The organism is Aliiroseovarius sp. F20344 (genome assembly GCF_023016155.1).
GTDB lineage: Bacteria > Pseudomonadota > Alphaproteobacteria > Rhodobacterales > Rhodobacteraceae > Aliiroseovarius.
In genome coordinates this window covers 230,347-253,106 of the sequence record NZ_JALKBG010000006.1, presented here as the reverse complement: position 1 = coordinate 253,106, position 22,760 = coordinate 230,347, and the positions used below count along the sequence as shown (strand labels likewise).

The following is a 22,760-nucleotide window of genomic DNA, read 5'->3' as shown; positions in this document are numbered from 1 at the left end:
GCCAGCTTAGTGCAGCTTGGCTTCCACGTCCTTGATGGCTTCCTCGATCAGCTTGTTGCCGTCGGTTGCGGTCATCTGTTTGGCGATCATATCGCGGGCAGCGCCCACTGCGACTTGAACTGCGCTGTCGCGAACCTCCTTCACAGCGGCAGCTTCTGCCGATGCGATTTGGTCTTCGGCAGCAGCCAGACGGCGTGCAATCGAAGCTTTCAGATCTTCTTTTGCCTGAGCAGCAGCGTTGGCGGCTTCTTCTTTGGCATGCGCAACGATGCGCTCTGCCTGATCAGCCACTTCTTTCTGCTTACGCTCATAGGACGCCAGAATGGTCTGGGCCTCTTCACGCAGGGCACGGGCTTCGTCGAGTTCCGACTTGATGCCCTCGGCCCGTTTGTCGAGCTGACCGCCCAACATTTTGTGCACGCCCATGTACCCCAAGAAGGTCACGAACAGAAGGAATGCCAGCGTAACGACCATGTTGGTGTTCGCCAGATCAGTCCAACCCGCATCACCAGCAGCAAATGCTGGTGTGGCAGCCAGAACTACGGGGAGAAGTGCAATTTTCTTCATTGTCTTCACCCTTTCATCCGCGAGGTTACCGCCGCTGTCACCGATTTGGCGTCAGCTTTGTAGCCCATTGAGCCGAGGATCTCTTTCGCGACATCCTTGGACACTGCCTTAACACTGTCTACAGCGCCGGCGCGGATCTCAGAGATCGCGGCTTCGCTTTCGGCAGCCTTTGCGGCAATCTCGGCATCTGCTTTAGCAGCAGCTGCATCAAGATCGGCCTGAATGTCCGCACGTGCTTCAGCGACAATTTTGTTCGCTTCAACTCGGGCGTCCGCCAGGGCCTTATTATAAGCCTCTTCAGCCTCGACGGCCTTCTGCTTCAGCTCTTCGGCAGCAGCCAGATCGTTTGTGATCGTGCCCTGACGTTCGGACAGCACAGCCTCAATACGGGGCAGTGCGATCTTGGTCAGGACAAAGTAGATCACGACCAGCGTCACCACGAGCCAGAAGATCTGGTTCCCGAAGGTCGAGAAATCCAGTTGCGGCATGCCAGCGGCTTCTGCGCCACCGTGTGCTGCTTCTGTGCTATGTGTGTTACTTGCCATGTCTTAAGTCCTCTGGAACCGGATTAGATAGGGCGGATCACGGGTGATCCACCCCGTCGTAAGGATGGTTCAGGTCTTAGACAGCAAACATCAGCAGCAGAGCGACCAGGAACGAGAAGATGCCCAGGGCTTCTGCAAATGCGATACCGATGAACAGGGTCGCGGTCTGAGCGGCAGCTGCCGACGGGTTGCGCAGAGCACCGGCCAGGAAGTTACCAGCAACGTGGCCCACACCGATAGCGGCGGCACCCGAACCGATAGCTGCCAGACCTGCACCGATGAATTGACCCATTTGAGCGATATTGCCTTCCATTGTGATTTCTCCTTACGTTGGAATGCTTGAATTAGGATTGGTTAGCGGGCTGCAACCGTCTTAGTGCGACGGATGCAGAGCGTCTTTCAGATATACGCAGGTCAGGATGGTGAACACGTAAGCCTGAATGAAGGCTACGAGCACTTCCAGTGCGTAGACGGCCGAGATGGCCAGGATTGGCAGGAAGCTGAACACGCCCAGGGCGGCAGCAAAGCCAGCGAATACTTTGATCACCGCGTGTCCAGCCATCACGTTACCGGCCAAACGAATGGAGTGGCTAACCGGGCGCACGAAGTACGAGATCAGTTCGATTACAGCAAGGATCGGACGCAGCGCGAGCGGTGCGGACGAAACCCAGAAAAGGCCCAAGAAACCCACGCCGTTCTTCACAAAACCCAGCACAGTGACAAAGACGAACACGATCATCGCCAACACGGCAGTCACAGCGATGTGGCTGGTGGCGGTGAAGGATGTCGGGATCAGGCCCAAGAAGTTGGCGAACAGGATGAACATGAACAGGGTCATGATGCCGGGGAAGTATTTCACGGCGTCTTTGCCAGCAACATCTTCAACCATCTTGTAGACAAAGCCGTAAGCCATTTCGGCAACCGACTGCCCGCGTGTCGGCACGATTGCACGGCCGCGCGAGCCAACAACCAGCATCAGGACGATGCCTACAATCGCCAGAACCATCCAAAGTGTTTGGTTGGTCGGAGTGAAGGTGCCCAAGTGATCCGCGCCGAAAAGCGGCTTGATCTCGAACTGGTCCATCGGGTGGATGGCCAGACCTGGATGCGCGGGGGCAAACAAGACGCCCGACAGCAGAACCAGTGCCAACACGGCGAAGAATGCAATTTTGATGATCGGACCAGCGCCCTGCTTTGCGTTCTGTTCAGCCACGTGTCTCTTCCTCTTCTTGCGCGACGGACTGCGCGTCTTGCGCTTCTGTCGCTCTCTTCTGCATCTGAGCCGCGGTTCCAAGCATGACTTTCATACCGGCCGCGAAACCCAACAATATAAACAGCACCATAAAGATCGGCTTGGTCCCAAAAAGACTGTCCAGCCCGTATCCGATGCCGAAGCCGATGATTAAACCGACTGTAAGCTCTATGACCATCTGCCAAGCAAAGGATGCCTGGTTGTAGGCCTCATCTCCGGTCTTCTGCTCGTCCTCTTCCCCCTTCGCCGCTTTGATGCGGCTATCGAGCTCTTTTAAGCGCTCGGGATCGGGAGTGTTGGACACGCAAAATCCTCCGGTGACGGTTATCGCAGTTGCTAAGGGGTGACGGGCTGTGAGTCAACGCAGTTTAGCGCCAACAGTGCGAGGTGTAACTCATTGTTATTTAATTATTTTTAAGAGAGCGGGAATTCCGCCACTACCAACAAGTGCCGCCTAGCGGTGGATTCCACAGGTTTTGCGTTATTCAACCGATTGGTTGACGATTGGCGCGTGCCCGCCTAGGCCCTTGAACATGGAAAACCGTCTTGATCTTGTTTTTGCTGCACTGTCCGACCCCACACGGCGCGCTATTCTGACCATGCTTTTGGAAGATGACATGGCGGTCACCGATGTGGCTGAACCGTTCGAGATGTCGTTGGCCGCGATCTCCAAACACCTGACGATCCTGACCCGCGCCGGGTTGATCACGCAGGAAAAGCGTGGGCGGGTGAAGTGGTGCAAACTTGACCCAAGCGCTTTGCGTGAAGCCTCGGTCTGGATGCAGGGTTTTGGGCAGTTCGAGCCCGTCAATCTGGACGCGTTCGAGCGATTTCTGGAAGAAGAGCTGCGCGAAGACCCCAATTAATCCGGCAATGAAATCGCGGGATCCGAAGCCGCCCAGACTTTAGCCGCATCTTTCAGACAACGCAGCACCGCCTGAACCTTGGCTGATCTGTGAAGATCAACATGGGTGACCAACCAGAACTCTGATCGCCATTCTGGCAATGGCGGCATGACTTCCAACATTTCTGGATGCTGACCACGCACAGCAAACCCGACACCCGCACCTGCCAGCAATGCTTGCTGTAACGAAACATCATCCGTCACACGGAATGTGATGTTTTCTTCATCCACATTGTCATTCATCCAACGAATGAAAGGTGCGCGCGACGTCGCATCGTCGCCGCCGATAAAGTGATGTTGATCCAGGGTTTGCTCGCTCGGCATCCCGTATCTCTCTACATAAAGCGGCGACACGTATAGCCCAAGCTCCATGTTCAAGAACCGCTGCGCGACATTATCGGGTTCTTGCGGCGCGCTGCCTGCACGTACCGCGACATGCGCCTCGCCATACTCAAGGCGCAGAAGGCGCAATCCTGTGCGCAACCGGATCACCGTGTTGGGATTTGCATGCTGGAACGCGGCCAATACCGGCGTCAACCGCGGCGAAAACGAAGCAAGTGCAGTGACAACCACTTCGCCCGAGACATCTTCCCCCTGCCCCTTCAAACGCGTACCCAGCTGGATGAATTGCTCTTCCGTCGTTGCCGCAATCCGGGCCAGATCCGTCCCTGCTTCGGTTGGGGTATACCCGCGGGCATGGCGTTGAAACAGTTTCACCCCCATCCGCGCCTCCAATGTATCTATGTGCCGGATCACGGTTGCATGGTGGATGCCCAAACTGTCGGCAGCACCGCTTACAGTGCCAGCGCGCGCAACATGGAATGCCGTCCGAATCTCATCCCAATGATCCAATTGAGTCCCTCATCCACTATCTGTGCATATTTCAACACTATCTGTTGATTAACCCAGATTGCGTTTAAAAATGCAAGGTATCACATTCCCCTCAACATCAAACGATCCGAAAACAGGAGATCACATCATGCATATCCTTCGCGTTGACAGCTCAACCCGCTCTGAAGATTCGATTTCGCGTAAACTGGCAGACGATGTTGTGGCCCAGCACGTTGGTGCCACCATCACCACGCGCGACCTTAGCAACGGCATTCCGCACATTGACGCGGGCTTCAGCCGCGCAACCTTCACCCCACCAGAAGCCCGCAGCGACGCCGACAAAGCAGCGCTTGCCGTGTCGGACGACATTGTGGCCGAGGTTCAGGCCGCGGACCTGGTCGTCATCTCAATGCCCGTCTACAACTTCTCGATCCCTTCCACGCTGAAAGCATGGATCGATCAGCTTGCACGGGTGGGTGTGACGTTCCACTACACTGAAAACGGACCGGTTGGGCTGTTGGAAGGCAAGCGCGTGATTGTGGTCAGCGCATCCGGCGGAACACCTGTTGGTGCAGATTACGAGTTCGCATCCCCCTATCTGACACATGTCCTTGGCTTCATGGGCCTTACAGACGTGTCCTTCATCGGGGCCGCGGGTGAAGAAGGATTGGTCGAAGCCGAACGCTCGATCCAGGCATTGGCTGCGTAAATAGCAGGTCGGGGGCGCAACCCGCCCCCGGCACCACACCATCGCTCCGGCATGGACAGCCTTAAGGATTGAAGGCAATGTTGCCCTATGTGTGGACGATTGATCGCAGGCGACATGACGCAAGCCCAAATGGCGGCCATTATCGAAGGGTTTGTCTATCCATCCCGCTCTGTCGTGATTGCAAGTGACGCCCCACCGGCAGCAACGGGTTATAATGTCAAACCAACGCAACAGGTGAACATCCTATTTCCGCAGGGTGAGAACCTTGTGGCGTCAACTGCGCGCTGGTGGCTTGTGCCCCATTGGTTCAAGGGGCCTGCAGAGGATTGGAAAGCCACCACGTTCAACGCCAAGATTGAAACAGCGCATGAAAAACCCACCTTCCGCGAGGCCTGGCGCAATTCCCGCTGTCTGGTCCCGGCAATTGGGTATTATGAATGGAGCGGCCCGAAATCAGATCGGCAACCGAATTTCATTCATGTGAAACAGAACCATCCGCTGATGTTATTTGCGGGGCTTAGAACTGAGCTTTCCGATGGGCGACAGACCTGCACCATCCTAACCCGCCCAGCCCTGCCCGAGATCCACGATCTTCATCTGCGCATGCCGGTTCTTCTGTCAGCAGAAGAAGCCACCCACTGGCTTGATCACAGCGCGCCAGACGACGAAGTTCGTGCACAGTTTGGCACACACTGGACTGGGCGTTTCCAAGTCGATCGGGTTGCAAAATTTGGGATGAAAGATGATGGGCCCGAGTTGATTGAACCAATCGGCACTGGCAGTTTCGACTTTGGGGATTGAACCAGTCCCCCAAAAAAACGCCGCGCAGATCTCTCTGCGCGGCGCATTCATACTGGTTTGATCGTAAGATCACATGCCCAAAGCACCTTTGATCTGATCAAGCGCAGCCTGAAGGATCGCCGGATTGTTGGCGGCTGCATCTGCAGCGGTCTTCAGAGCCATTTTGGTTGCGTCATCCAGGTTTGAACCGTCGATCAATTCGCCAACTTTCGCAGCATCGAACCCTTCCGGGGTCAGCAGGTCTTTGGCCATGTCCATTGCGCCTGCTTCTTCAGTCGCAGCGGCTTCGGCAGCTTCTTCAGTTGCAGCAGCAGTCTCGGCAGCTTCGCCGGTCACAGCTTCTGTGGCCGAGGCAGCAGCGTCTTCAACAGCGCCAGTTACGGCCTCGGTCGCAGCTTCTGTGGCCGCACCCAATGCTTCGGTGACAGCTTCACTTTCACCAACAACACCGGTCACGGCGTCACCTACAGCTTCCATCGCGCCTTCTACGGCAGAGCTGGCGGCTTCTGTTGCGGCCGCAGCAGCTGCTTCAGCAGCGGCGGCGGCTTCGGCAGCGGCGGTTTCAGCGGCAGCAACCGCCGCTTCTTCGGCAGCAGCAGCTTCAGCGGCAGCGGCTTCTTCTGCGGCTTTCGCTTCAGCTTCGGCATTTGCAGCAGCTTCAGCGGCGGCTTCTTCAGCAGCTTTCACTTCAGCAGCAGCCGTAGCAGCAGCTTCTTCAGCCGCCATCTTGGCTTGATTGCCTTCATACCACTTGTACCCGCCGAAAGCAGCTGCAGCTACAACCAGAAGCGCGATAATGGATTTGTTCATGTCGACATCCTTAACTTGTCATTTGCGCAAGATCACTGAATCGATCTTGCGATATATCCGGGATGTGCGGTCTCAGCCGGTGAGGTGCAAGGGGAGTTTAGGGGGTTCGGCATCAAAACGCTTAGAAAACCCAAACTATCGGGTTGAAACGGGGGCAGCGCACCTTTACGTTTCGCCTCCATAGTTTAGCGAAACCACAGAAGGAATGGCACCATAGCCCGCAGACCTCATAACGCGCCCCCGACGCGCGACACCGGCCCACGCATCAATGATCGCATCCGGAGCCCGGAAATCCGCCTGATTGGCGCCGACGGCGAAAACGTTGGGGTCGTAACCCCTGCGCGCGCGCTTGTAATGGCACAAGATGCAGGTCTGGATCTGGTCGAGATCTCGCCCAATGCTAATCCGCCTGTCTGTAAGATCATGGATTTCGGCAAGTTCAAATACGAACAGCAAAAGCGCGAATCTGAGGCCCGTAAGAAGCAAAAGACGATTGAGGTCAAAGAGGTCAAGTTCCGTCCGAACACCGATACCCATGACTACAATGTCAAAATGCGCAACGTGTTCAAGTTTCTTGAAAACGGCGACAAGGTGAAAGTGACCCTGCGTTTCCGTGGCCGTGAAATGGCACACCAAAACCTAGGACGCGAGCTGTTGCACCGTGTAGCCGACGACATCAAAGATCTGGGCAAAGTGGAAAACATGCCCAAGATGGAAGGCCGTCAGATGGTTATGATGATTGGGCCACTGCCCAAGTAACCATGTCTTGGATTAAGAATTTGAAACGCCCTGCACCTGCGGGGCGTTTTTCGTTTGGCAAGGCGGCCCCATCGAAGCGACAGGGCCGTTTGCTGCTTACTTCTGGATGCTCTCCAAGTAGTAGACAAGCGACAAGATGCGACCGCGCACCTCGTAAACGGAGCTTAAGTCGCCGAGCATTCCGTCGCCCGCAACTGCCTTTGCAGTAAACTGATCCCCCCAAACCGGCATGTCAGAGCCATGAGCAATAACACCCGATCGACCGTCGACCATGTGCACAACTTTCAGAAACGGGAAATTTCCGTCATTCCGCTGCGCAATCGTAGTGAGATCAGGAACAGACATACTCAGAACGTCACCTAGGGGACCGTTACCATCAGCTGCGATCCCGTGACATGATGCACAGTAACTCAGATACTGATCCTCTCCCGGCATATCGGCCAAAACAGTCTGAGCCATCAATCCGCTTGCGAAAGCGATCGTTGCGGAGATTTTTGACAAGTACTTCAACATGATCCGTCCTCCTCATCGTTCGCGCGACGCTGGATTCAGCGGTTCATGGGCTTTGTTGCCCACCTACACTTTAGCACTATTGAATATGTTCTCTTTGATTCAGAGCAATTTGGTCCATAACCGCTTTTTCGACACTTGAGGTAAAACCGCGCCTTCATGGTGAAATTGTTTAGCCGGTCGTTGAGTTCAGCTTTCCCCCATGTGCCGCCACCGCTACGTTAGTGGTATGGAAGATCTTTCATTCATCATCTTGCCGCTCACTTTGCTTGCGACTGCTGTCATGGCGGCGTCCGCCTCGATCCAGGCGCATCGCGCTGAGATGGATGCCTTTGGCGCGACGGTTTTGGCGATTGCGACCGGGATGGGCGGTGGCACGCTGCGCGATCTGTTCCTTGGGAACACACCCGTCTTCTGGATCAACGACCTACGCTATATGTCCGTCGCAATCCCCGTCGCGCTTTTGGGGTTCCTATTGGCCAGCCGAATGCCGTCGGGCAATGGTCAACGACTGAATGTCCTCTTACATCTCGATGCAATCGGGTTGGCGCTGTTTACTTTGACTGGCATACAGGTCGCTCTCAGTGCAGGTGTGCACCCGATGATGGCGATCGTTTTGGGCTGCATCACCGGGACGGCAGGCGGAATGATCCGAGATCTGCTGTGCAACATGACACCCAGCTTGTTGAAAGAGGATCTCTATGCCACGATCTCGCTGATCGGTGGCGGGCTCTTCGTCGCGCTGTCCCCTCTAATGGCCGAGACACCGGCCCTTGCGATCAGCTTTACCTCGATGCTTTTGGCGCGGATTGTCGTGCTTGCCCGTGCGCGTATAGCCGACGCGACTTAACACGGACCTCAATGTCGCGAACAAAACCTTCGGAATCTAATTCAGAATCTCAAACCCGTAGTGCGGGTTTGCTGCGCCAGATGTGGGTGCGTTTTCAATCACAGCCAAGGAAAGGGCCACAATGGGCGGCCCTTTCCTTGGACTATCTTAGATGACAGCTTACTCGGCAGGGGTTGGGACCGCATCTCCGCGCGGCGCATCCGGCACTGCAAATGCTACGGCGACAAAAATCACACCCAGAACGATACCCAGAACGTCGCCGGGTAGAGCCATCAAGCCGTCATATTTCGCACCCGGAACCGTACCCAACGTCACTTTGCCGCCAGCAATTGCGTCAAGCATGCCAGTGGCTTTCACCGATGGATAGGTGATCATATAAGCCGCGGCCCCCAGCAGACCTCCCAGAATGAAAAACAGTGCATCTTTACGACCAGTTGCGGCGGCAGCGACGCCGGTGCCAGGGCAGAAACCCGACAGCGCCCAGCCAGCACCCAACAAAAGACCACCGACAAAAACGCCGACATAGGCAGTTTTCACCGACATGTGCCCCACGTCGACCAGACCTGCTATCTGCCCAACAAACATCAGGATTGAACCGACGCCTATCGCCAGCAGAATGGCTTTCATCAAACCAAGAGAGCGCAGGCTCAGCATCCGGATTAGAACGGTAGGGTTGGTGGCGCCAATGCGATCAAGGACAAACCCAAATGCCGCACCAATTATAAGAGCAAGTACAATTTGCATGGTTTATCCTTTCTTGTAGATCATCATGGCGACAGGCACCGCCGCAGCAAATGCGCCAGCTGCGAAGATGTAGCCCGACAATGACGTCTGCATCATGCCCGACATCATGTGGCCTGAGGTGCAGCCGCCGGCCAATCGTGCGCCGTAAAGCACAATGAACCCACCGATGAAGGCAATTGCGTAACGCTTCAGCGGGGTGTCCCCAAAGTTGTCATAGTGAATTGCGGGCAGTTTGTTCTCATCCGCACCATTCCCGCCGCGCAACATGGCAGACAGGAACGCGCCCGCCATCATCGCAAGGACGAAAACAAAGCTGTAATTCAGAGGGTTCATGACGGATTTCGCGTATTTGCCATTCGACTTGTCGAGATAGGCATTGGTCGAGCTGTAGCCCTCTTCGGTTTTGGACACCAGGTCAGGGTTCAAAACATCTGCAATGATCCCATCAAGGATCACGAACTGCGTGGACACTCCGATTGGTTTGACCAGAAGGACAGCAAGAAAGAACACCAAGCCCAGCGCCACCCCTCCTAATTTCCAGTTAACTGTCATGGGTCGCTCCCCTTTACATTCGTATTTGCGAATATGTTTTCGTTGCAAATGGGACGAAAGTCAAGGCCGAGAGAACTTGCTTTGATTAAACCCGCTTTAACCAAGGTGCCCGCAAGCTGATGTCATGAAACAGATTCGCACCCCCCTCACCGGCACCCCCCTTGTCCTTCCACAAGCCTCACATCCCTGTGGTGAAGCGCAGGACACACCCCTTCACCCCGCAGACGAACTGGCCCAGATCCGGGCGGAGCTTTCACGCCTGCATCAACGCGAAGACGAGCTGCGCCGCTTCTTTCGTGAAGAGGCATTGGAAAAGGATCTTGCTGGCACGACACACACAGTTTCAGTTCTTCAGCACAAGAAGCGTTCAGTTGACGTTTCAAAACTGCCTCAGGCTGTTCTGGCCAACCCCAGATTTTATCGTGATGAACGCCGAACACTGGTTTCAACATCCTCAAATGCAGAAACGATGCCTGAACGGTCCACACATGAGCATTCTGAAACAGCTCAATTCACGAAGGCCCAGGCAGCTGATACCCGCCTGAACTGAGAATATGACCCCTACCGCGCTCATGTGGCACGGTTTCCACTGGATCGCCGCGCGGGGCTGCGCTATGCCCTGTGCCGATGACCCAGACACTTACGATCCGCCGCCCCGACGACTGGCACCTGCATCTGCGCGATGGCGAGATGCTAAAAACCGTCTTGCCCGAAACCGCACGTCATTTTGCCCGTGCCATTGTTATGCCGAACCTCGTGCCGCCTGTGGTGACCGGCGCCGATGCCGCCGCCTATCGCGATCGCATCATGGCTGCCTTGCCCCAAAGCATGTTGTTCGAGCCTTTGATGACGCTCTACCTGACCGAGGATACGGACCCGGAAGATCTGGCCGCAGCCCATGCCTCGGGTCTGATCACATCGGTGAAGCTCTATCCAGCCGGGGCAACGACGAACTCGTCCAGCGGCGTGCAGAACTTCGACAAAGTCCGTCCCGTGCTGGAAAAAATGGCCGAGATCGGCTGTCCGCTTTGTGTGCATGGCGAAGTCACAGACAAAGACATCGACATCTTTGACCGCGAAGCCGTGTTCATCGACCGCGTGCTTGACCCTATTCGCCGCGCCACGCCCGAGTTGCGCGTGGTGATGGAGCATATCACCACCAAAGACGGCGCAGACTACGTCAAAGCGAACGACACCAAATTGGGCGCTACCATCACGGTGCAGCACCTGATCCTCGACCGCAACGATATGCTGGTCGGTGGAATGCGCCCGCATTATTATTGTCTTCCAATCCTGAAACGCAGCGAACACCGTGAGGCGTTGATGGCTGCCGCCACATCTGGCGACCCGCGTTACTTCCTTGGCACTGACAGCGCCCCGCACCCGACACATTCGAAAGAAAGCGAATGCTGCTCCGCGGGCTGCTTCACAGCGCCGAATGCACTGTCGATCCTAGCTGAGGCATTCGAGGCCGAGGGCGCTTTGGACAAACTTGAGGGCTTCACTTCACTGCACGGTCCTGCGTTCTATGGACTACCGGTGAACGAAGATACGATCACCCTGACCAAAGGTGATCCGGTCACCTATCCCGCGACACTGAAGGCCGGCGATCATACCGTCACCACTTTCGACCCCGGCTTCCCACTTCACTGGCGCGTCGACGCCTAATCCTGCCGCTTGATCACACTTAACGAGGACCGCTGCCCATGATCCCCTCCACTTTCCCTGCGAAAGAAGAAATCGCCCGCCTGACCGCCAGGATGCTCTTGGAAATCGGAGCCGTAAACTTCAACACGGACGAGCCGTTCACGCTGGCCTCAGGCCTGCCCAGCCCGTCCTATATCGACTGCCGCAAACTGATCAGCTTCCCACGCATCCGCTCGACGCTTATGGATTTCATGGCCGTGACGATCATGCGCGAAGCAGGCTTCGAAGCCTTCGACAACATCGCTGGTGGCGAAACCGCAGGCATCCCCTTTAGCGCATGGGTGGCGGAACGTCTGGCCCTGCCGATGACCTACGTGCGCAAAAAGCCCAAAGGCTATGGTAAGAACGCTAGGATCGAAGGTTCGATGAGCGAAGGACAGCGCGTGCTTCTGGTCGAGGATCTGACCACCGATGGCGGATCAAAGCTGTCTTTCGTGGACGCGATTCGCGACACGGGCGCAACCTGTGGCGCGACGGCCGTGATCTTCTACTATGACATTTTCCCCGAGACGGAAAAAACACTGTCTGAACATGGTGTTCAGCTAATCCACCTTTGCACATGGTGGGATGTTCTGGCTGAAGCGAAGGCCCAAGGCGCGTTTTCCACTGAAACTCTCGACGAGGTTGAACGCTTCTTAAACGACCCGCGCGGCTGGCAAGCTGAACGGATGAAATCCTAGCTCGCATACCGTATTTAGGCCAAACCTCGCGCGATCCCACGATATATGGTAGGATCACGTGAGTTTCCTGAGCATCTGTGTTATCCACAGGTTTCCCACAGGAACATACATTTTGCGTTAACGATTGCCCCGCCTTAAAACAGGGGCCTAGGGGAAATTGCAGGCAGCAGGCATGAACGAAATCAGCACAATTCCGCAAGGCAGTCAGCCCGACGCAACAGCAGATGTGCAGGATGCCCTGCCCCATCACATCGAAGCCGAACAGCAGCTTTTGGGTGCAATTCTGACCAACAATGATGTGTTTGACCGGGTCGCCGCGATCATCAATGCCGGCCATTTCTACGAGCCCGTACATGCGCGCATCTGGGAAATTGCCTCCAGCCGCATTTCCAAAAACGCGCTGGCCAGCCCGGTCACCTTGAAGGCGTTCATGGAGGATGACGAGGGTCTGAAAGAACTTGGCGGCCCCGCTTATCTGGCCCGTCTTGCTGGCGCTGCAATTTCCAGCTTCGCGGCGCGTGACTATGCCCAGATGATTTATGATCTCGCGATCCGGCGCGAGTTGATCCAGCTGGGTCAAGACATCGCGGCCAAGGCGCAGAAAGTCGACATCTCATCCGAGCCGAAAGAGCAGATCGTCGAAGCCGAACAAGCGCTTTATAAACTGGGCGAAGCAGGACAGACCGAAAGCGGCTTCCAAAGCTTCCTGAAAGCCGTGACCGAGGCCGTGCAGGTCGCCAACGCTGCCTATCAGCGCGAAGGCGGAATGGCCGGGATCTCGACGGGTCTTATGGATATGGACGGCAAACTGGGTGGCCTTCACCCGTCGGACCTTCTGATCCTTGCGGGTCGTCCCTCGATGGGGAAAACCTCGCTTGCGACAAACATCGCCTTCAACGTAGCGAAAGCTTATAAAAAAGGCACTAAGCCTGACGGAACCGAGGGCGCGATTTCAGGCGGTGTGGTTGGCTTCTTCTCGCTCGAGATGTCGGCTGAACAGCTGGCTGGCCGTATTCTGGCAGAAGCGTCCGAGATTTCGTCCCACAAAATCCGTCAAGGTGACATGGACGAAAACGAATTCCGACGCTTCGTCCAAGCCGCCAAGGATTTGGAAAGCTGCCCGCTGTTCATTGACGACACCCCTGCCCTGCCGATCAGCCAGTTGGCCGCCCGCGCCCGCCGTTTGAAACGGACCCACGGGCTGGACCTGTTGATCATCGACTATTTGCAGCTTTGCCGCGGCATGTCAGACAACCGTGTGAATGAGATCGCCGAGATTTCGATGGGTATGAAAGCCATCGCGAAAGAGCTGAACATCCCGGTGATCGCGCTGTCCCAGCTATCACGTCAGGTCGAAAGCCGAGACGACAAACGCCCGCAACTGTCTGATCTGCGTGAATCGGGCTCGATCGAGCAGGACGCCGACGTCGTCATGTTCGTGTTCCGCGAGGAATACTATAAAGAACGCGAAAAACCCGGCGATCACGAGCTGGATCGCATGGCTGCGTGGCAGGAAGAAATGTCCAGCTTGCACGGCAAAGCCGAAGTCATCATCGGCAAACAGCGTCACGGCCCCATTGGCACGGTTGAGTTGTCTTTCGAAGCACAGTTCACTCGCTTTGGAAACCTTGTCAAAGCTTGGCAGCAAGGCCAAAGCGACGAGTTTTAACCGTGATCACAGGGGTGAACCATATCACCCTTGCGGTGAATGACCTTGAGCGATCTATTTGGTTTTACACAGAAGTTCTGGGTGCGAAACTGCGCGCAGACTGGCCGCGCGGGGCTTACTTGGAGCTGGGAGAGCTGTGGCTTTGCTTCACTCAGGCAGACACCCCTATCCAGCCTCGATCCGACTACACCCACATCGCTTTTTCCTGCAAAGACGCCGACTTCCCAGCGTTTAGCAACCGGATCAAGGATCACGCTGAGCTTTGGCAGGACAACAGCTCTGAGGGGGCGTCGCTCTATTTTCTCGACCCTGATAGGCACAAGCTAGAACTTCACCAGGGTGATCTTGCCTCGCGCCTTACGTACTACCGCGCGCAATCGGATCGTAAGGTGAACGTTTACGATTAGGCTGGCGCGTGTAGCGCGTGACCATCCGATAACCCTTCCGCGGCCCCAATACTGTCCATGTCGAAGACCACATCGGCCATTCTGCTAGATTGTAGGAAACGTGATAGGTATCCGGGTCACACCAGTGCACATCCTCTGTTTTCGCGCCTGTTAGATCGAAATTGTGAAAATCTCGCCCGTCTTCAAACAACACCTGCACGCGGCCCTTCCCAGCGTCCCGCCAATGGTACACTCGGCTGGCCGCGAATTGTGCACCTGTGGCAGTCACAAGCTGACCTTGTTCACGGTATTTCAAACCATCTGCCACCTGCGAGAACTCCGCGACGCCCGTAAGGCGGTGTGTCTCGCCAGCTTGCTCGACAATCTCGCGCGCAACCTGCCAGTTTCCTAGAAAATCGGTGAATTCCAACTCAAACACCTCATTATCGTCGCAAACATGGGTGCCACTTGCCCATTCCCTGCACGCGTCCCTTGTTCGCTGCATCGCGGCAGTTTATGAGAAGCGCGACTGCCAACCAACCGAAAAAGGCTTCGCCGATGATCCCTCGTTATGCCCGCCCCGATATGGTCGCCATCTGGTCGCCCGAAACCAAGTTCAAAATCTGGTACGAGATCGAGGCGCATGCCTGCGACGCCATGGCCGATCTGGGCGTGATCCCGCGCGAAAACGCGGATGCCGTTTGGAAAGCCAAGGACGTCGAGTTTGACGTGGCCCGCATTGATGAAATCGAAGCCGTTACCAAGCATGACGTCATCGCCTTCCTGACCCATTTGGCCGAACATGTGGGCAGCGAAGAGGCCCGTTTCGTACACCAAGGCATGACCTCGTCGGACGTGTTGGACACCTGCCTGAACGTGCAATTGGTGCGCGCCGCCGACCTTCTTCTGGTTGGCATGGACAAGGTTCTAGCCGCGCTAAAGAAACGCGCGATGGAGCATAAAGACACAGTACGCGTCGGCCGCAGCCACGGTATCCACGCTGAACCGACCACCATGGGCCTGACCTTCGCGCGTTTCTACGCCGAGATGGACCGCAACAAGAACCGTCTTGAAAAAGCGCGCTGGGAAGTGGCCACAGGCGCGATCTCGGGCGCGGTCGGCACGTTTGCCAACATCGACCCTGCTGTTGAAGAACATGTTTGCGAAAAGCTGGGCCTACGCCCTGAGCCGATCTCGACCCAAGTCATCCCGCGCGACCGTCACGCCATGTTCTTTGCCACACTGGGTGTGATCGCCTCGTCGATTGAAAACATCGCCGTTGAAATTCGCCACATGCAGCGGACCGAAGTTCTGGAAGGCGCCGAGTTCTTCTCGATGGGTCAGAAGGGCTCGTCGGCGATGCCGCACAAAAAGAATCCGGTTCTGACCGAAAACCTGACCGGTCTGGCCCGTCTGGTACGCATGACCGTGATCCCCGCAATGGAGAACGTGGCACTTTGGCATGAACGCGACATCTCGCACTCGTCGGTCGAGCGCGGCATTGGCCCGGACGCGACAGTCACGCTGGACTTCGCCCTGCACCGCTTGGCCGGCGTCATCGACAAGATGCTGATCTTCCCCGACAACATGCTGGACAACATGAATAAATTCCCAGGCCTGGTCATGTCACAGCGTGTTCTGCTGGCCCTGACGCAGGCTGGTGTGTCGCGTGAAGACGCTTATTCGATGGTGCAACGCAACGCGCTGAAAGTTTGGGAAGAGCGTCTTGATTTCCGCGAGTTGCTTCTGGCAGACGAGGCCGTGGTCGAAGCTCTTGGCGTCGACGCGATCAACGAGAAATTCGACATGGGCTATCACACCAAACATGTCGACACGATCTTCAAACGAGTCTTCGGCGAAAGCTGATCCAGCGCAAAGCGAAGGGCCTCTTTCTAGCTTACCTTGCTGATGGGTAAAGAAGGAGGCTCTTATGTTTTCGGCTGCAATGTCCCGCGCATCTGCTGTTTTTGGCGTAGGGTTTTCGTTTGTTATCATGACGATCAGCGGCCTGTTGCTGATCATCGCACCGCGTGGCTCAACAGCCAATCGACTAGACTGGCACATGCTTGGTCTAACACGTTCAGGGTGGGAAGCGGTTCATCTTGCGACATCAAGCGCGTTCATATTGTTTGGGGTTTGGCACACCGTTTTACACTGGAAGATCATCAAAGGCTTCGCGCTGGGAACTCCGATGCATCCAAGCGGCCACCGCCGTGAAGGTTACGCAGTATTTGTGATTGTTCTCGTGCTGCTGCTCAGCGCCATTTTGAACTTCCCTCCAGCCAGCTGGCTTGTGGAAATCAACGAGTATTTCAAGAAAGAATACTGGCTGCTCGCAGGCTAGTTTGGGTGTTTTCAAAGAATATGCTATGCTTAGGGCCTTCTGAAAGGGAGGCCCTTATGCAATTCAGAACACTAATCTGCACTACGATATTGGCACTTATCCCAACGCTTTCGGTTGCTGGCCAATGCAATCGCGATACTCACGAAGCTTCTACCTGCGCCGCCGGGCAAGTTTGGAACGAAAAACTTCAGGCCTGTACTGACGAAAAATCGGTTTAACCTTTCCTATGTAAAGGTGGCTTTAACCCGCACCTGCCAAACTGCCTAAAACCAAGGTGGAGGCAAACGGTGCCAAATGACATGACGATGGATACTGACCTGATCCTAGGTGAAGGTCCGGGTCAGATTGTGTCTGACCCTGCATCAAGTCCACGTATGGATCTGACTCCTCCATTGCGTCAACTTCCGCGCCACCTGTCGAAGCGCCAAAAGGCGGCCATCATCGTGCGCCTGTTGCTTGCTGAAGGGGCCGAGGTTGCCTTGCAAGACCTTCCGGTCAGCTTGCAAGGCGAACTTGTGCATCAGATGTCCACCATGCGCTATATCGATCGTGCCACTCTGAAATCCGTCATCGACGAATTCGTGTTCGAGATTGAGGAAATTGGATTATCATTCCCCGGAGGTCTTGAGGATGCGTTGTCGGTTCTTGATGGAACAATCAGCCCCGCCACCGCCGCACGGGTTCGGAAGATGTCCGGCGTTCAAATCGCCCATGATCCATGGACTAGTGTCTCAAACACTCCAGTCGATCAATTGCTTCCCCTGTTGGAGCATGAAAGCGCAGAAGTGTCGGCGGTTCTGCTGTCAAAGTTGAAAACCTCTCTGGCGGCGGAACTGTTGGGAAAAATGCCGGGACAGCGCGCCCGAAAGATTGCATATGCCGTATCCATGACCAGCACAATTTCCCCAGATGTGGTTGAGCGGATTGGCCGGTCATTGGCCGAACAGCTTGGGGCGCAGCCGCCGAAAGCCTTTGAAGATGATCCCAGCGAACGGGTGGGGTCCATCCTGAACGTCTCGCCCGCCACCACGCGGGATGAAGTATTGGAAGGGCTGGATCAGGAAGACAATGAATTTGCCAGCGCCGTGCGTAAATCGATCTTCACCTTCGCCAATGTTCCAGACCGGGTTCACCCCGGCGACGTTCCGAAAATCACAAAAGATATTGATCAATCGGTTCTTGTTACAGCTCTTGCCGCCGCCACGGACGAACTTGAAATCGCCGCCAGGTTCATATTGGACGCGATGTCGAAACGGCTTGCAGAACAAATCCGCGAGGAGATGGCCGAGCTTGGCATTGTCAAACCTGCCGAAGGTGACGCCGCCATGAACCAAATCATCGCCCAGATTCGCGCGCTGGAAACCGAGGGCGAAATCACGCTGATTTTGCCGGACGAAGACAGCTAGCCTGACTCTTGCAGGCCTTGGCCACGCCCGTTATGTGTGTCCGACCAGCCCTATCCTTGGGCGACGGACGGAGAGCATCCAAATGGTGCAAGAAAAACGCGGGCTTGTCCCCTATCTGACGCATCTGGCGCTGGCGGGTGTGCTGAACCTTCCCCGGGTATTGCCGTACAGACTCCGCCTGCCTGTGGTTGGTTGGTTCGCAGCCAAGGTTATTGGTCCTATCGCTGGCTACAACAAGCGCATCCGCCGCAACCTCGCCCTCACATGCCCAGACATGTCCAAGGCCGAAGTGAAGCGGATGGAGAATGCGGTTCTGTCTAATGCGGGACGTTTCCTGGCCGAGATGTGGTCAGGTGAGGCCTTCTTCAACCGAATGAAAAACACCCAATTGACGGGGCCTGGAGTCGCAGCGTTAGAAAAGGCAAAGGCAGACGGGACGCCAATCATTGCCACATCCGGTCATTTCGGAAACTACGACGCCGCGCGCGCGGTACTGATTCAGTCTGGCTTCAACACCGGGGCGCTTTACCGCCCGATGTCCAACGCGTATTTCAACGAAAGCTACAAAAAGCGAATGGAGGGGTTTGAAGGGAAAGCCTTTGAACAGTCTCGGCGCGGCATGGGCGGAATGGTGAAGCATCTTCGCCAAGGCGGTCTGCTGGCGATCCTTCTGGACCAACGTGAAGATCAGGGCGCCAAGCTTAGCTTTTTCGGCCAACCAGCCATGACAACACTCGCCATCGCTGAAATGGCCCTTAAATACGACACGCTTTTCATACCCATCTTTGCTATCCGCAAAGAAAACGGTGTGGATTTTGACGTGTTGGTTGAAGAGCCCATCGCGCTTTCCGATCCTGAAACCATGATGCAGGAATTCAACGATCGGTTCGAGGCGCGGGTGCGCGCGAACATGGATCAGTTCCTTTGGATTCACAATCGGTGGCAGATGCCGGAAGGCGCGCAAGCTTAATCTAACGCGATTGCAGCCACGATTTCGCCCGGATAGTCACCCATGCGGGTCGCCTGAAGGATTATTGCTGCCTTCTGGCCCTCGGGTGCCAAAGGTTTTTGCAGCAAGAACTCGATTTCGCCCTTACCGTCCCATTTCCCAAAGGCCTGAACGTCGGTCACGATATTGGTCGATGTGATCGAACGGCCTGCGTTTTCTCCACGCTTAACGGACACAGTGGCCTTCGGTGCGAAATGTACGATCTGCGCCACCACAGGCGCGGGCAAAGGCCGGTTGGCAATGTTGGCCACGCGCACGACCCGTCCATTTTCACTGTCTTGTGTCGACAAGCTGACCTGCGCGACGGCCATCTGATGCCTATGAAGGATCTCCATCACTTTCATGACGTGGCTCCCTACCGCCTGATCGGTTCCTCCGATCACCATCTGCGGCGTATAGATGGATTTGGTTCCAAACCCATATGCATAGGCTTTTTGACGCTTTGTATGTTCAGGACGAGCAAAGGTATCTTTCCAGCCAATGTAGTCCCAGTAATCCACATGCATGGCCAAGGGCAGAATATCATCATGGCGCGCAAGCTCACCCAAGAACTTGTCTGCAGGCGGGCATGATGAACAGCCCTGCGACGTGAACAGCTCGACCACCACAACCGATCGGTCGCCCGCCATCGCAACGCCAGAGGCTGCACTCATGAAAATACTGATCAAACTCGCCAGAATTGCCCGCATCGATGTCTCTTTCAGTGTTGCTCTGTTCTTTAAATAGCGATCCAGCGCCTGACCTTCCAATCAAGGATTTGCGAGCGAATTGTTACAGTTTCCTGATTTGATTGATTTTCCACCAATCTGCACCCTATCGGGACAGAGAAATCGTGAAGACAAACGCCTTGCATAACCGCCACTTCTCGCGGTTCACTAAGGTTAGCCAATCCCTATTAGTGATTTGAAGGATGCCATCCAATGCCCATTTCCGTAGGTTCTGACACCGCCAAGACCCGCCGCAGCCTTTCAGCAGGCGGACAAACTGTGTCCTATTATTCCATTCCGGCAGCCGAATCCGCGGGGTTGGGGTCATTCGAACGCCTGCCTGCGGCCTTGAAGGTCGTCTTGGAAAACATGCTCCGCTTTGAGGATGGTGGGCGCACCATCAGCGTCGATGATATCAAAGCGTTCTCAGAATGGGGTGCAAATGGTGGTCAGAACCCACGCGAGATTGCCTATCGCCCTACCCGCGTGTTGATGCAGGATTTCACCGGCGTGCCCGCCGTGGTGGACTTGGCCGCGATGCGTGATGGGATCAAAGCACTTGGAGGGGACGCTCAGATGATCAATCCGTTAACTCCGGTAGATCTTGTAATCGACCACTCCGTCATGATCGACGAGTTCGGAAACCCGCGTGCATTCCAGATGAATGTCGACCGCGAATACGAACGAAATCTGGAACGCTACACCTTCTTGAAATGGGGGCAGTCGGCCTTCAACAACTTCCGCGTGGTGCCCCCGGGAACGGGCATCTGCCATCAGGTAAATTTGGAATATCTGGCGCAGGCTGTTTGGACCGATACCGACCAATACGGAGAGGACGTCGCCTATCCAGACACGCTGGTGGGCACAGATAGCCATACCACGATGGTAAACGGGCTTGCGGTACTTGGTTGGGGCGTTGGTGGGATCGAGGCCGAAGCCGCCATGCTGGGGCAACCGATTTCCATGCTGATCCCAGAAGTGGTTGGGTTCGAACTGACAGGGGACCTGCGCGAAGGCACCACCGGCACGGACCTTGTGTTGAAAGTGGTCGAGATGTTGCGCGAAAAAGGCGTGGTGGGCAAATTTGTCGAATTCTTTGGAGAAGGGCTGGATCGGTTGCCTTTGGCCGACCGCGCCACCATCGCCAACATGGCCCCCGAATACGGTGCCACCTGCGGGTTCTTCCCAATTGATGGCGAGACATTGCGCTACATGCGCACCACGGGCCGGGATGAGGCGCGCATTGCTCTGGTCGAAGCCTACGCCAAAGAGAACGGGCTGTGGCGAGACGCGGACTATGCGCCGATCTATACGGATACGCTGTCCTTGGACATGGGCACCATCGTACCTGCAATCTCTGGCCCCAAACGTCCGCAAGATTTCGTCGCCCTGACCGAATCCCGCGCGGCGTTTCGTCAGGAAATGGCAGAAACCTTCAAACGCCCGATGGACAAAGAGGTTGCTGTTTCAGGTGAAGACTACACCCTTTCTTCTGGTGATGTGGTGATCGCCTCGATCACCTCCTGCACCAACACCTCGAACCCATACGTGATGATCGGCGCGGGTTTGGTGGCCCGCAAGGCCGCCGCCTTGGGACTGGATCGCAAACCGTGGGTTAAAACCTCGCTCGCGCCGGGATCGCAGGTCGTATCCGCCTATCTTGAGGCTGCCGGCTTGCAAGAGGATCTGGACAAGATTGGCTTCAATCTTGTGGGCTACGGCTGCACCACCTGCATCGGCAATTCCGGCCCCATCCAGAAAGAGCTTTCAGACGCCATCGCAGAAGGTGATTTGGTTGCTACCTCTGTCCTGTCCGGCAACCGGAATTTCGAAGGTCGGATCAGCCCCGATGTGCGCGCCAACTATCTGGCCTCGCCCCCCTTGGTCGTGGCCTATGCCTTGGCCGGAACAATGGATATCGATCTGACCAGTGATCCGATTGGGCAGGATCGCGACGGCAGGGATGTCTATCTGGCGGATATCTGGCCCTCGACCCAAGAAATCGCAGAGCTGGTCGAACAGACCGTCACACGCGAAGCCTTTCAGTCGAAATATGCTGACGTTTTCAAAGGCGACGAAAAATGGCGTTCGGTTCAAACCACGGATGCCGAGACATATGACTGGCCGGCAGCCTCGACATATATCCAGAATCCACCGTATTTTCAGGGGATGTCGAGAGAACCGGGCGTGATCTCGGATATCACTGGGGCGAAGGTACTTGCGGTTCTGGGAGACATGATCACGACGGACCATATCTCGCCCGCCGGGTCGTTCCCGACCACCTCGCCAGCTGGACAGTATCTGATCGAACGTCAAGTCCAACCGCGCGAGTTCAATTCCTACGGCTCGCGACGCGGTAATCACGAAGTCATGATGCGCGGCACGTTTGCCAATATCCGCATCAAGAACGAAATGCTGCCTGGCGTTGAAGGGGGTTTCACGAAAGGCCCAGATGGTAAGCAGGTCTCGATCTACGAGGCCGCCATGGCGCATCAGGCCAACGGCACCCCTCTGGTCGTTTTCGGGGGCGCACAATATGGCGCAGGGTCGTCGCGTGACTGGGCTGCGAAGGGCACCAACCTTTTGGGGGTGAAGGCCGTGATTGCAGAAAGCTTCGAACGAATCCACCGCTCAAACCTTGTGGGCATGGGCGTGATCCCGTTTGAATTCACGGGTGGCGACACGCGCAAAACGCTGGGCCTGACCGGGGATGAAACCGTGACGATCACCGGTTTAGAAGGCGATCTGAGGCCACTGTCCGACGTGCCGTGCACAATCACCTTTGCTGATGGGTCGGTAAATGAGATTACCCTGAAGTGCCGCATCGATACCGAGGTCGAGGTCGAATACGTCGAAAATGGCGGTGTCCTGCACTATGTCCTGCGCGATCTTGCGAAACAATAATACATTCTGAGATTAGGGGTTGGTGGATCTATCACTACCAATCCCATTTTGACATCCAAACGATTTTCATCTTGGTAAAAAACAGAATTTGGTTATTCAATGCGCTTACTCACT

27 protein-coding genes are annotated in these 22,760 nt (G+C 55.8%); 15 read left to right on the top strand and 12 right to left on the bottom strand.

Features of this window, described 5'->3' with window-relative positions:
• Window positions 1–6: 6 nt before the first annotated feature.
• The 5 genes from MWU55_RS07015 to MWU55_RS06995 form a co-directional block, all read right to left on the bottom strand.
• A complete protein-coding gene (locus MWU55_RS07015; protein ID WP_246935227.1) occupies window positions 7–567 on the bottom strand; it encodes a F0F1 ATP synthase subunit B in 561 nt (186 codons plus the stop codon).
• Window positions 568–572: 5 nt separating this feature from the next.
• Window positions 573–1,112: a F0F1 ATP synthase subunit B' gene (locus MWU55_RS07010; protein WP_246935226.1), complete on the bottom strand. Its 540-nt coding sequence runs from the start codon at window positions 1,110–1,112 to the stop codon at window positions 573–575.
• A gap of 76 nt (window positions 1,113–1,188) precedes the next feature.
• Window positions 1,189–1,425 (bottom strand): F0F1 ATP synthase subunit C, encoded by a 237-nt coding sequence (locus MWU55_RS07005; protein ID WP_055188564.1) that lies wholly within the window; start codon window positions 1,423–1,425, stop codon window positions 1,189–1,191.
• A 60-nt stretch (window positions 1,426–1,485) separates the two neighbouring features.
• Window positions 1,486–2,289: a F0F1 ATP synthase subunit A gene (locus MWU55_RS07000; protein WP_246935699.1), complete on the bottom strand. Its 804-nt coding sequence runs from the start codon at window positions 2,287–2,289 to the stop codon at window positions 1,486–1,488.
• Between the two features lie 28 nt (window positions 2,290–2,317).
• Entirely contained in the window at window positions 2,318–2,668 is a 351-nt protein-coding gene (locus MWU55_RS06995) for an AtpZ/AtpI family protein (RefSeq protein WP_246935225.1), read from the bottom strand.
• Window positions 2,669–2,897: 229 nt separating this feature from the next.
• On the opposite strand from MWU55_RS06995, the gene MWU55_RS06990 reads away from it, so the two are divergent.
• Window positions 2,898–3,230: a metalloregulator ArsR/SmtB family transcription factor gene (locus MWU55_RS06990; RefSeq protein ID WP_246935224.1), complete on the top strand. Its 333-nt coding sequence runs from the start codon at window positions 2,898–2,900 to the stop codon at window positions 3,228–3,230.
• On the opposite strand, the gene MWU55_RS06985 is transcribed toward MWU55_RS06990, so the two are convergent.
• Window positions 3,227–4,120 (bottom strand): LysR family transcriptional regulator, encoded by an 894-nt coding sequence (locus MWU55_RS06985; RefSeq protein ID WP_246935223.1) that lies wholly within the window; start codon window positions 4,118–4,120, stop codon window positions 3,227–3,229. The genes MWU55_RS06990 and MWU55_RS06985 overlap by 4 nt on opposite strands.
• A 127-nt stretch (window positions 4,121–4,247) precedes the next feature.
• Here MWU55_RS06985 and MWU55_RS06980 point away from each other — a divergent pair, with 127 nt between their 5' ends.
• Both MWU55_RS06980 and MWU55_RS06975 read left to right on the top strand, forming a co-directional pair.
• The gene (locus MWU55_RS06980) at window positions 4,248–4,808 is read left to right on the top strand and encodes an NAD(P)H-dependent oxidoreductase (RefSeq protein ID WP_246935222.1); all 561 of its coding nucleotides are present in this window, start codon (window positions 4,248–4,250) and stop codon (window positions 4,806–4,808) included.
• 87 nt (window positions 4,809–4,895) lie between these two features.
• Window positions 4,896–5,609, top strand: coding sequence for an SOS response-associated peptidase (locus tag MWU55_RS06975; RefSeq protein ID WP_281501820.1), 714 nt, complete (start codon window positions 4,896–4,898; stop codon window positions 5,607–5,609).
• 69 nt (window positions 5,610–5,678) lie between these two features.
• On the opposite strand, the gene MWU55_RS06970 is transcribed toward MWU55_RS06975, so the two are convergent.
• Window positions 5,679–6,419 carry a hypothetical protein gene (locus MWU55_RS06970; RefSeq protein ID WP_246935220.1) on the bottom strand — a complete coding sequence of 247 codons (741 nt, stop codon included), beginning with the start codon at window positions 6,417–6,419 and terminating at the stop codon, window positions 5,679–5,681.
• A gap of 213 nt (window positions 6,420–6,632) precedes the next feature.
• On the opposite strand from MWU55_RS06970, the gene infC reads away from it, so the two are divergent.
• Window positions 6,633–7,178 carry a translation initiation factor IF-3 gene (gene infC / locus MWU55_RS06965; protein WP_348646226.1) on the top strand — a complete coding sequence of 182 codons (546 nt, stop codon included), beginning with the start codon at window positions 6,633–6,635 and terminating at the stop codon, window positions 7,176–7,178.
• A gap of 96 nt (window positions 7,179–7,274) precedes the next feature.
• On the opposite strand, the gene MWU55_RS06960 is transcribed toward infC, so the two are convergent.
• The gene (locus MWU55_RS06960; RefSeq protein ID WP_246935219.1) at window positions 7,275–7,691 is read right to left on the bottom strand and encodes a c-type cytochrome; all 417 of its coding nucleotides are present in this window, start codon (window positions 7,689–7,691) and stop codon (window positions 7,275–7,277) included.
• A 226-nt stretch (window positions 7,692–7,917) separates the two neighbouring features.
• On the opposite strand from MWU55_RS06960, the gene MWU55_RS06955 reads away from it, so the two are divergent.
• Window positions 7,918–8,538, top strand: a complete 621-nt coding sequence (locus MWU55_RS06955) for a trimeric intracellular cation channel family protein (RefSeq protein WP_246935218.1) — start codon at window positions 7,918–7,920, stop codon at window positions 8,536–8,538.
• Between the two features lie 159 nt (window positions 8,539–8,697).
• On the opposite strand, the gene MWU55_RS06950 is transcribed toward MWU55_RS06955, so the two are convergent.
• Both MWU55_RS06950 and MWU55_RS06945 read right to left on the bottom strand, forming a co-directional pair.
• Entirely contained in the window at window positions 8,698–9,282 is a 585-nt protein-coding gene (locus MWU55_RS06950; RefSeq protein ID WP_246935217.1) for a DUF6691 family protein, read from the bottom strand.
• A 3-nt stretch (window positions 9,283–9,285) separates the two neighbouring features.
• Entirely contained in the window at window positions 9,286–9,834 is a 549-nt protein-coding gene (locus tag MWU55_RS06945) for a YeeE/YedE thiosulfate transporter family protein (protein ID WP_246935216.1), read from the bottom strand.
• A 124-nt stretch (window positions 9,835–9,958) separates the two neighbouring features.
• On the opposite strand from MWU55_RS06945, the gene MWU55_RS06940 reads away from it, so the two are divergent.
• From MWU55_RS06940 to MWU55_RS06920, 5 genes are all read left to right on the top strand, one after another.
• Window positions 9,959–10,384 carry a hypothetical protein gene (locus MWU55_RS06940; protein WP_246935215.1) on the top strand — a complete coding sequence of 142 codons (426 nt, stop codon included), beginning with the start codon at window positions 9,959–9,961 and terminating at the stop codon, window positions 10,382–10,384.
• A 77-nt stretch (window positions 10,385–10,461) separates the two neighbouring features.
• Window positions 10,462–11,502 (top strand): dihydroorotase, encoded by a 1,041-nt coding sequence (pyrC, locus tag MWU55_RS06935; RefSeq protein WP_246935214.1) that lies wholly within the window; start codon window positions 10,462–10,464, stop codon window positions 11,500–11,502.
• 38 nt (window positions 11,503–11,540) lie between these two features.
• Entirely contained in the window at window positions 11,541–12,221 is a 681-nt protein-coding gene (locus tag MWU55_RS06930; protein WP_246935213.1) for an orotate phosphoribosyltransferase, read from the top strand.
• Window positions 12,222–12,393: 172 nt separating this feature from the next.
• Window positions 12,394–13,890: a replicative DNA helicase gene (locus tag MWU55_RS06925; protein ID WP_246935212.1), complete on the top strand. Its 1,497-nt coding sequence runs from the start codon at window positions 12,394–12,396 to the stop codon at window positions 13,888–13,890.
• A gap of 2 nt (window positions 13,891–13,892) precedes the next feature.
• Window positions 13,893–14,297 (top strand): VOC family protein, encoded by a 405-nt coding sequence (locus MWU55_RS06920; RefSeq protein WP_246935211.1) that lies wholly within the window; start codon window positions 13,893–13,895, stop codon window positions 14,295–14,297.
• On the opposite strand, the gene MWU55_RS06915 is transcribed toward MWU55_RS06920, so the two are convergent.
• A complete protein-coding gene (locus MWU55_RS06915) occupies window positions 14,248–14,706 on the bottom strand; it encodes a DUF6314 family protein (RefSeq protein ID WP_246935210.1) in 459 nt (152 codons plus the stop codon). The genes MWU55_RS06920 and MWU55_RS06915 overlap by 50 nt on opposite strands.
• A gap of 128 nt (window positions 14,707–14,834) precedes the next feature.
• On the opposite strand from MWU55_RS06915, the gene purB reads away from it, so the two are divergent.
• From purB to MWU55_RS06895, 4 genes are all read left to right on the top strand, one after another.
• Window positions 14,835–16,142 carry an adenylosuccinate lyase gene (purB, locus tag MWU55_RS06910; RefSeq protein WP_246935209.1) on the top strand — a complete coding sequence of 436 codons (1,308 nt, stop codon included), beginning with the start codon at window positions 14,835–14,837 and terminating at the stop codon, window positions 16,140–16,142.
• A 64-nt stretch (window positions 16,143–16,206) separates the two neighbouring features.
• Window positions 16,207–16,620 carry a DUF4405 domain-containing protein gene (locus tag MWU55_RS06905; protein ID WP_246935208.1) on the top strand — a complete coding sequence of 138 codons (414 nt, stop codon included), beginning with the start codon at window positions 16,207–16,209 and terminating at the stop codon, window positions 16,618–16,620.
• Between the two features lie 299 nt (window positions 16,621–16,919).
• A complete protein-coding gene (locus tag MWU55_RS06900) occupies window positions 16,920–18,026 on the top strand; it encodes a FliG C-terminal domain-containing protein (protein WP_246935207.1) in 1,107 nt (368 codons plus the stop codon).
• Window positions 18,027–18,108: 82 nt separating this feature from the next.
• Complete coding sequence (locus tag MWU55_RS06895) at window positions 18,109–18,996, top strand: lysophospholipid acyltransferase family protein (protein WP_246935206.1); 888 nt, start codon at window positions 18,109–18,111, stop codon at window positions 18,994–18,996.
• Here MWU55_RS06895 and MWU55_RS06890 read toward each other — a convergent pair.
• A complete protein-coding gene (locus MWU55_RS06890; RefSeq protein WP_246935205.1) occupies window positions 18,993–19,688 on the bottom strand; it encodes a DUF1223 domain-containing protein in 696 nt (231 codons plus the stop codon). The two genes, MWU55_RS06895 and MWU55_RS06890, sit on opposite strands and share 4 nt — an antisense overlap.
• A gap of 267 nt (window positions 19,689–19,955) precedes the next feature.
• Between MWU55_RS06890 and acnA the strand changes: the two genes are divergently transcribed.
• Window positions 19,956–22,646 carry an aconitate hydratase AcnA gene (gene acnA, locus MWU55_RS06885; protein ID WP_246935204.1) on the top strand — a complete coding sequence of 897 codons (2,691 nt, stop codon included), beginning with the start codon at window positions 19,956–19,958 and terminating at the stop codon, window positions 22,644–22,646.
• The last annotated feature ends 114 nt before the right edge of the window (window positions 22,647–22,760 follow it).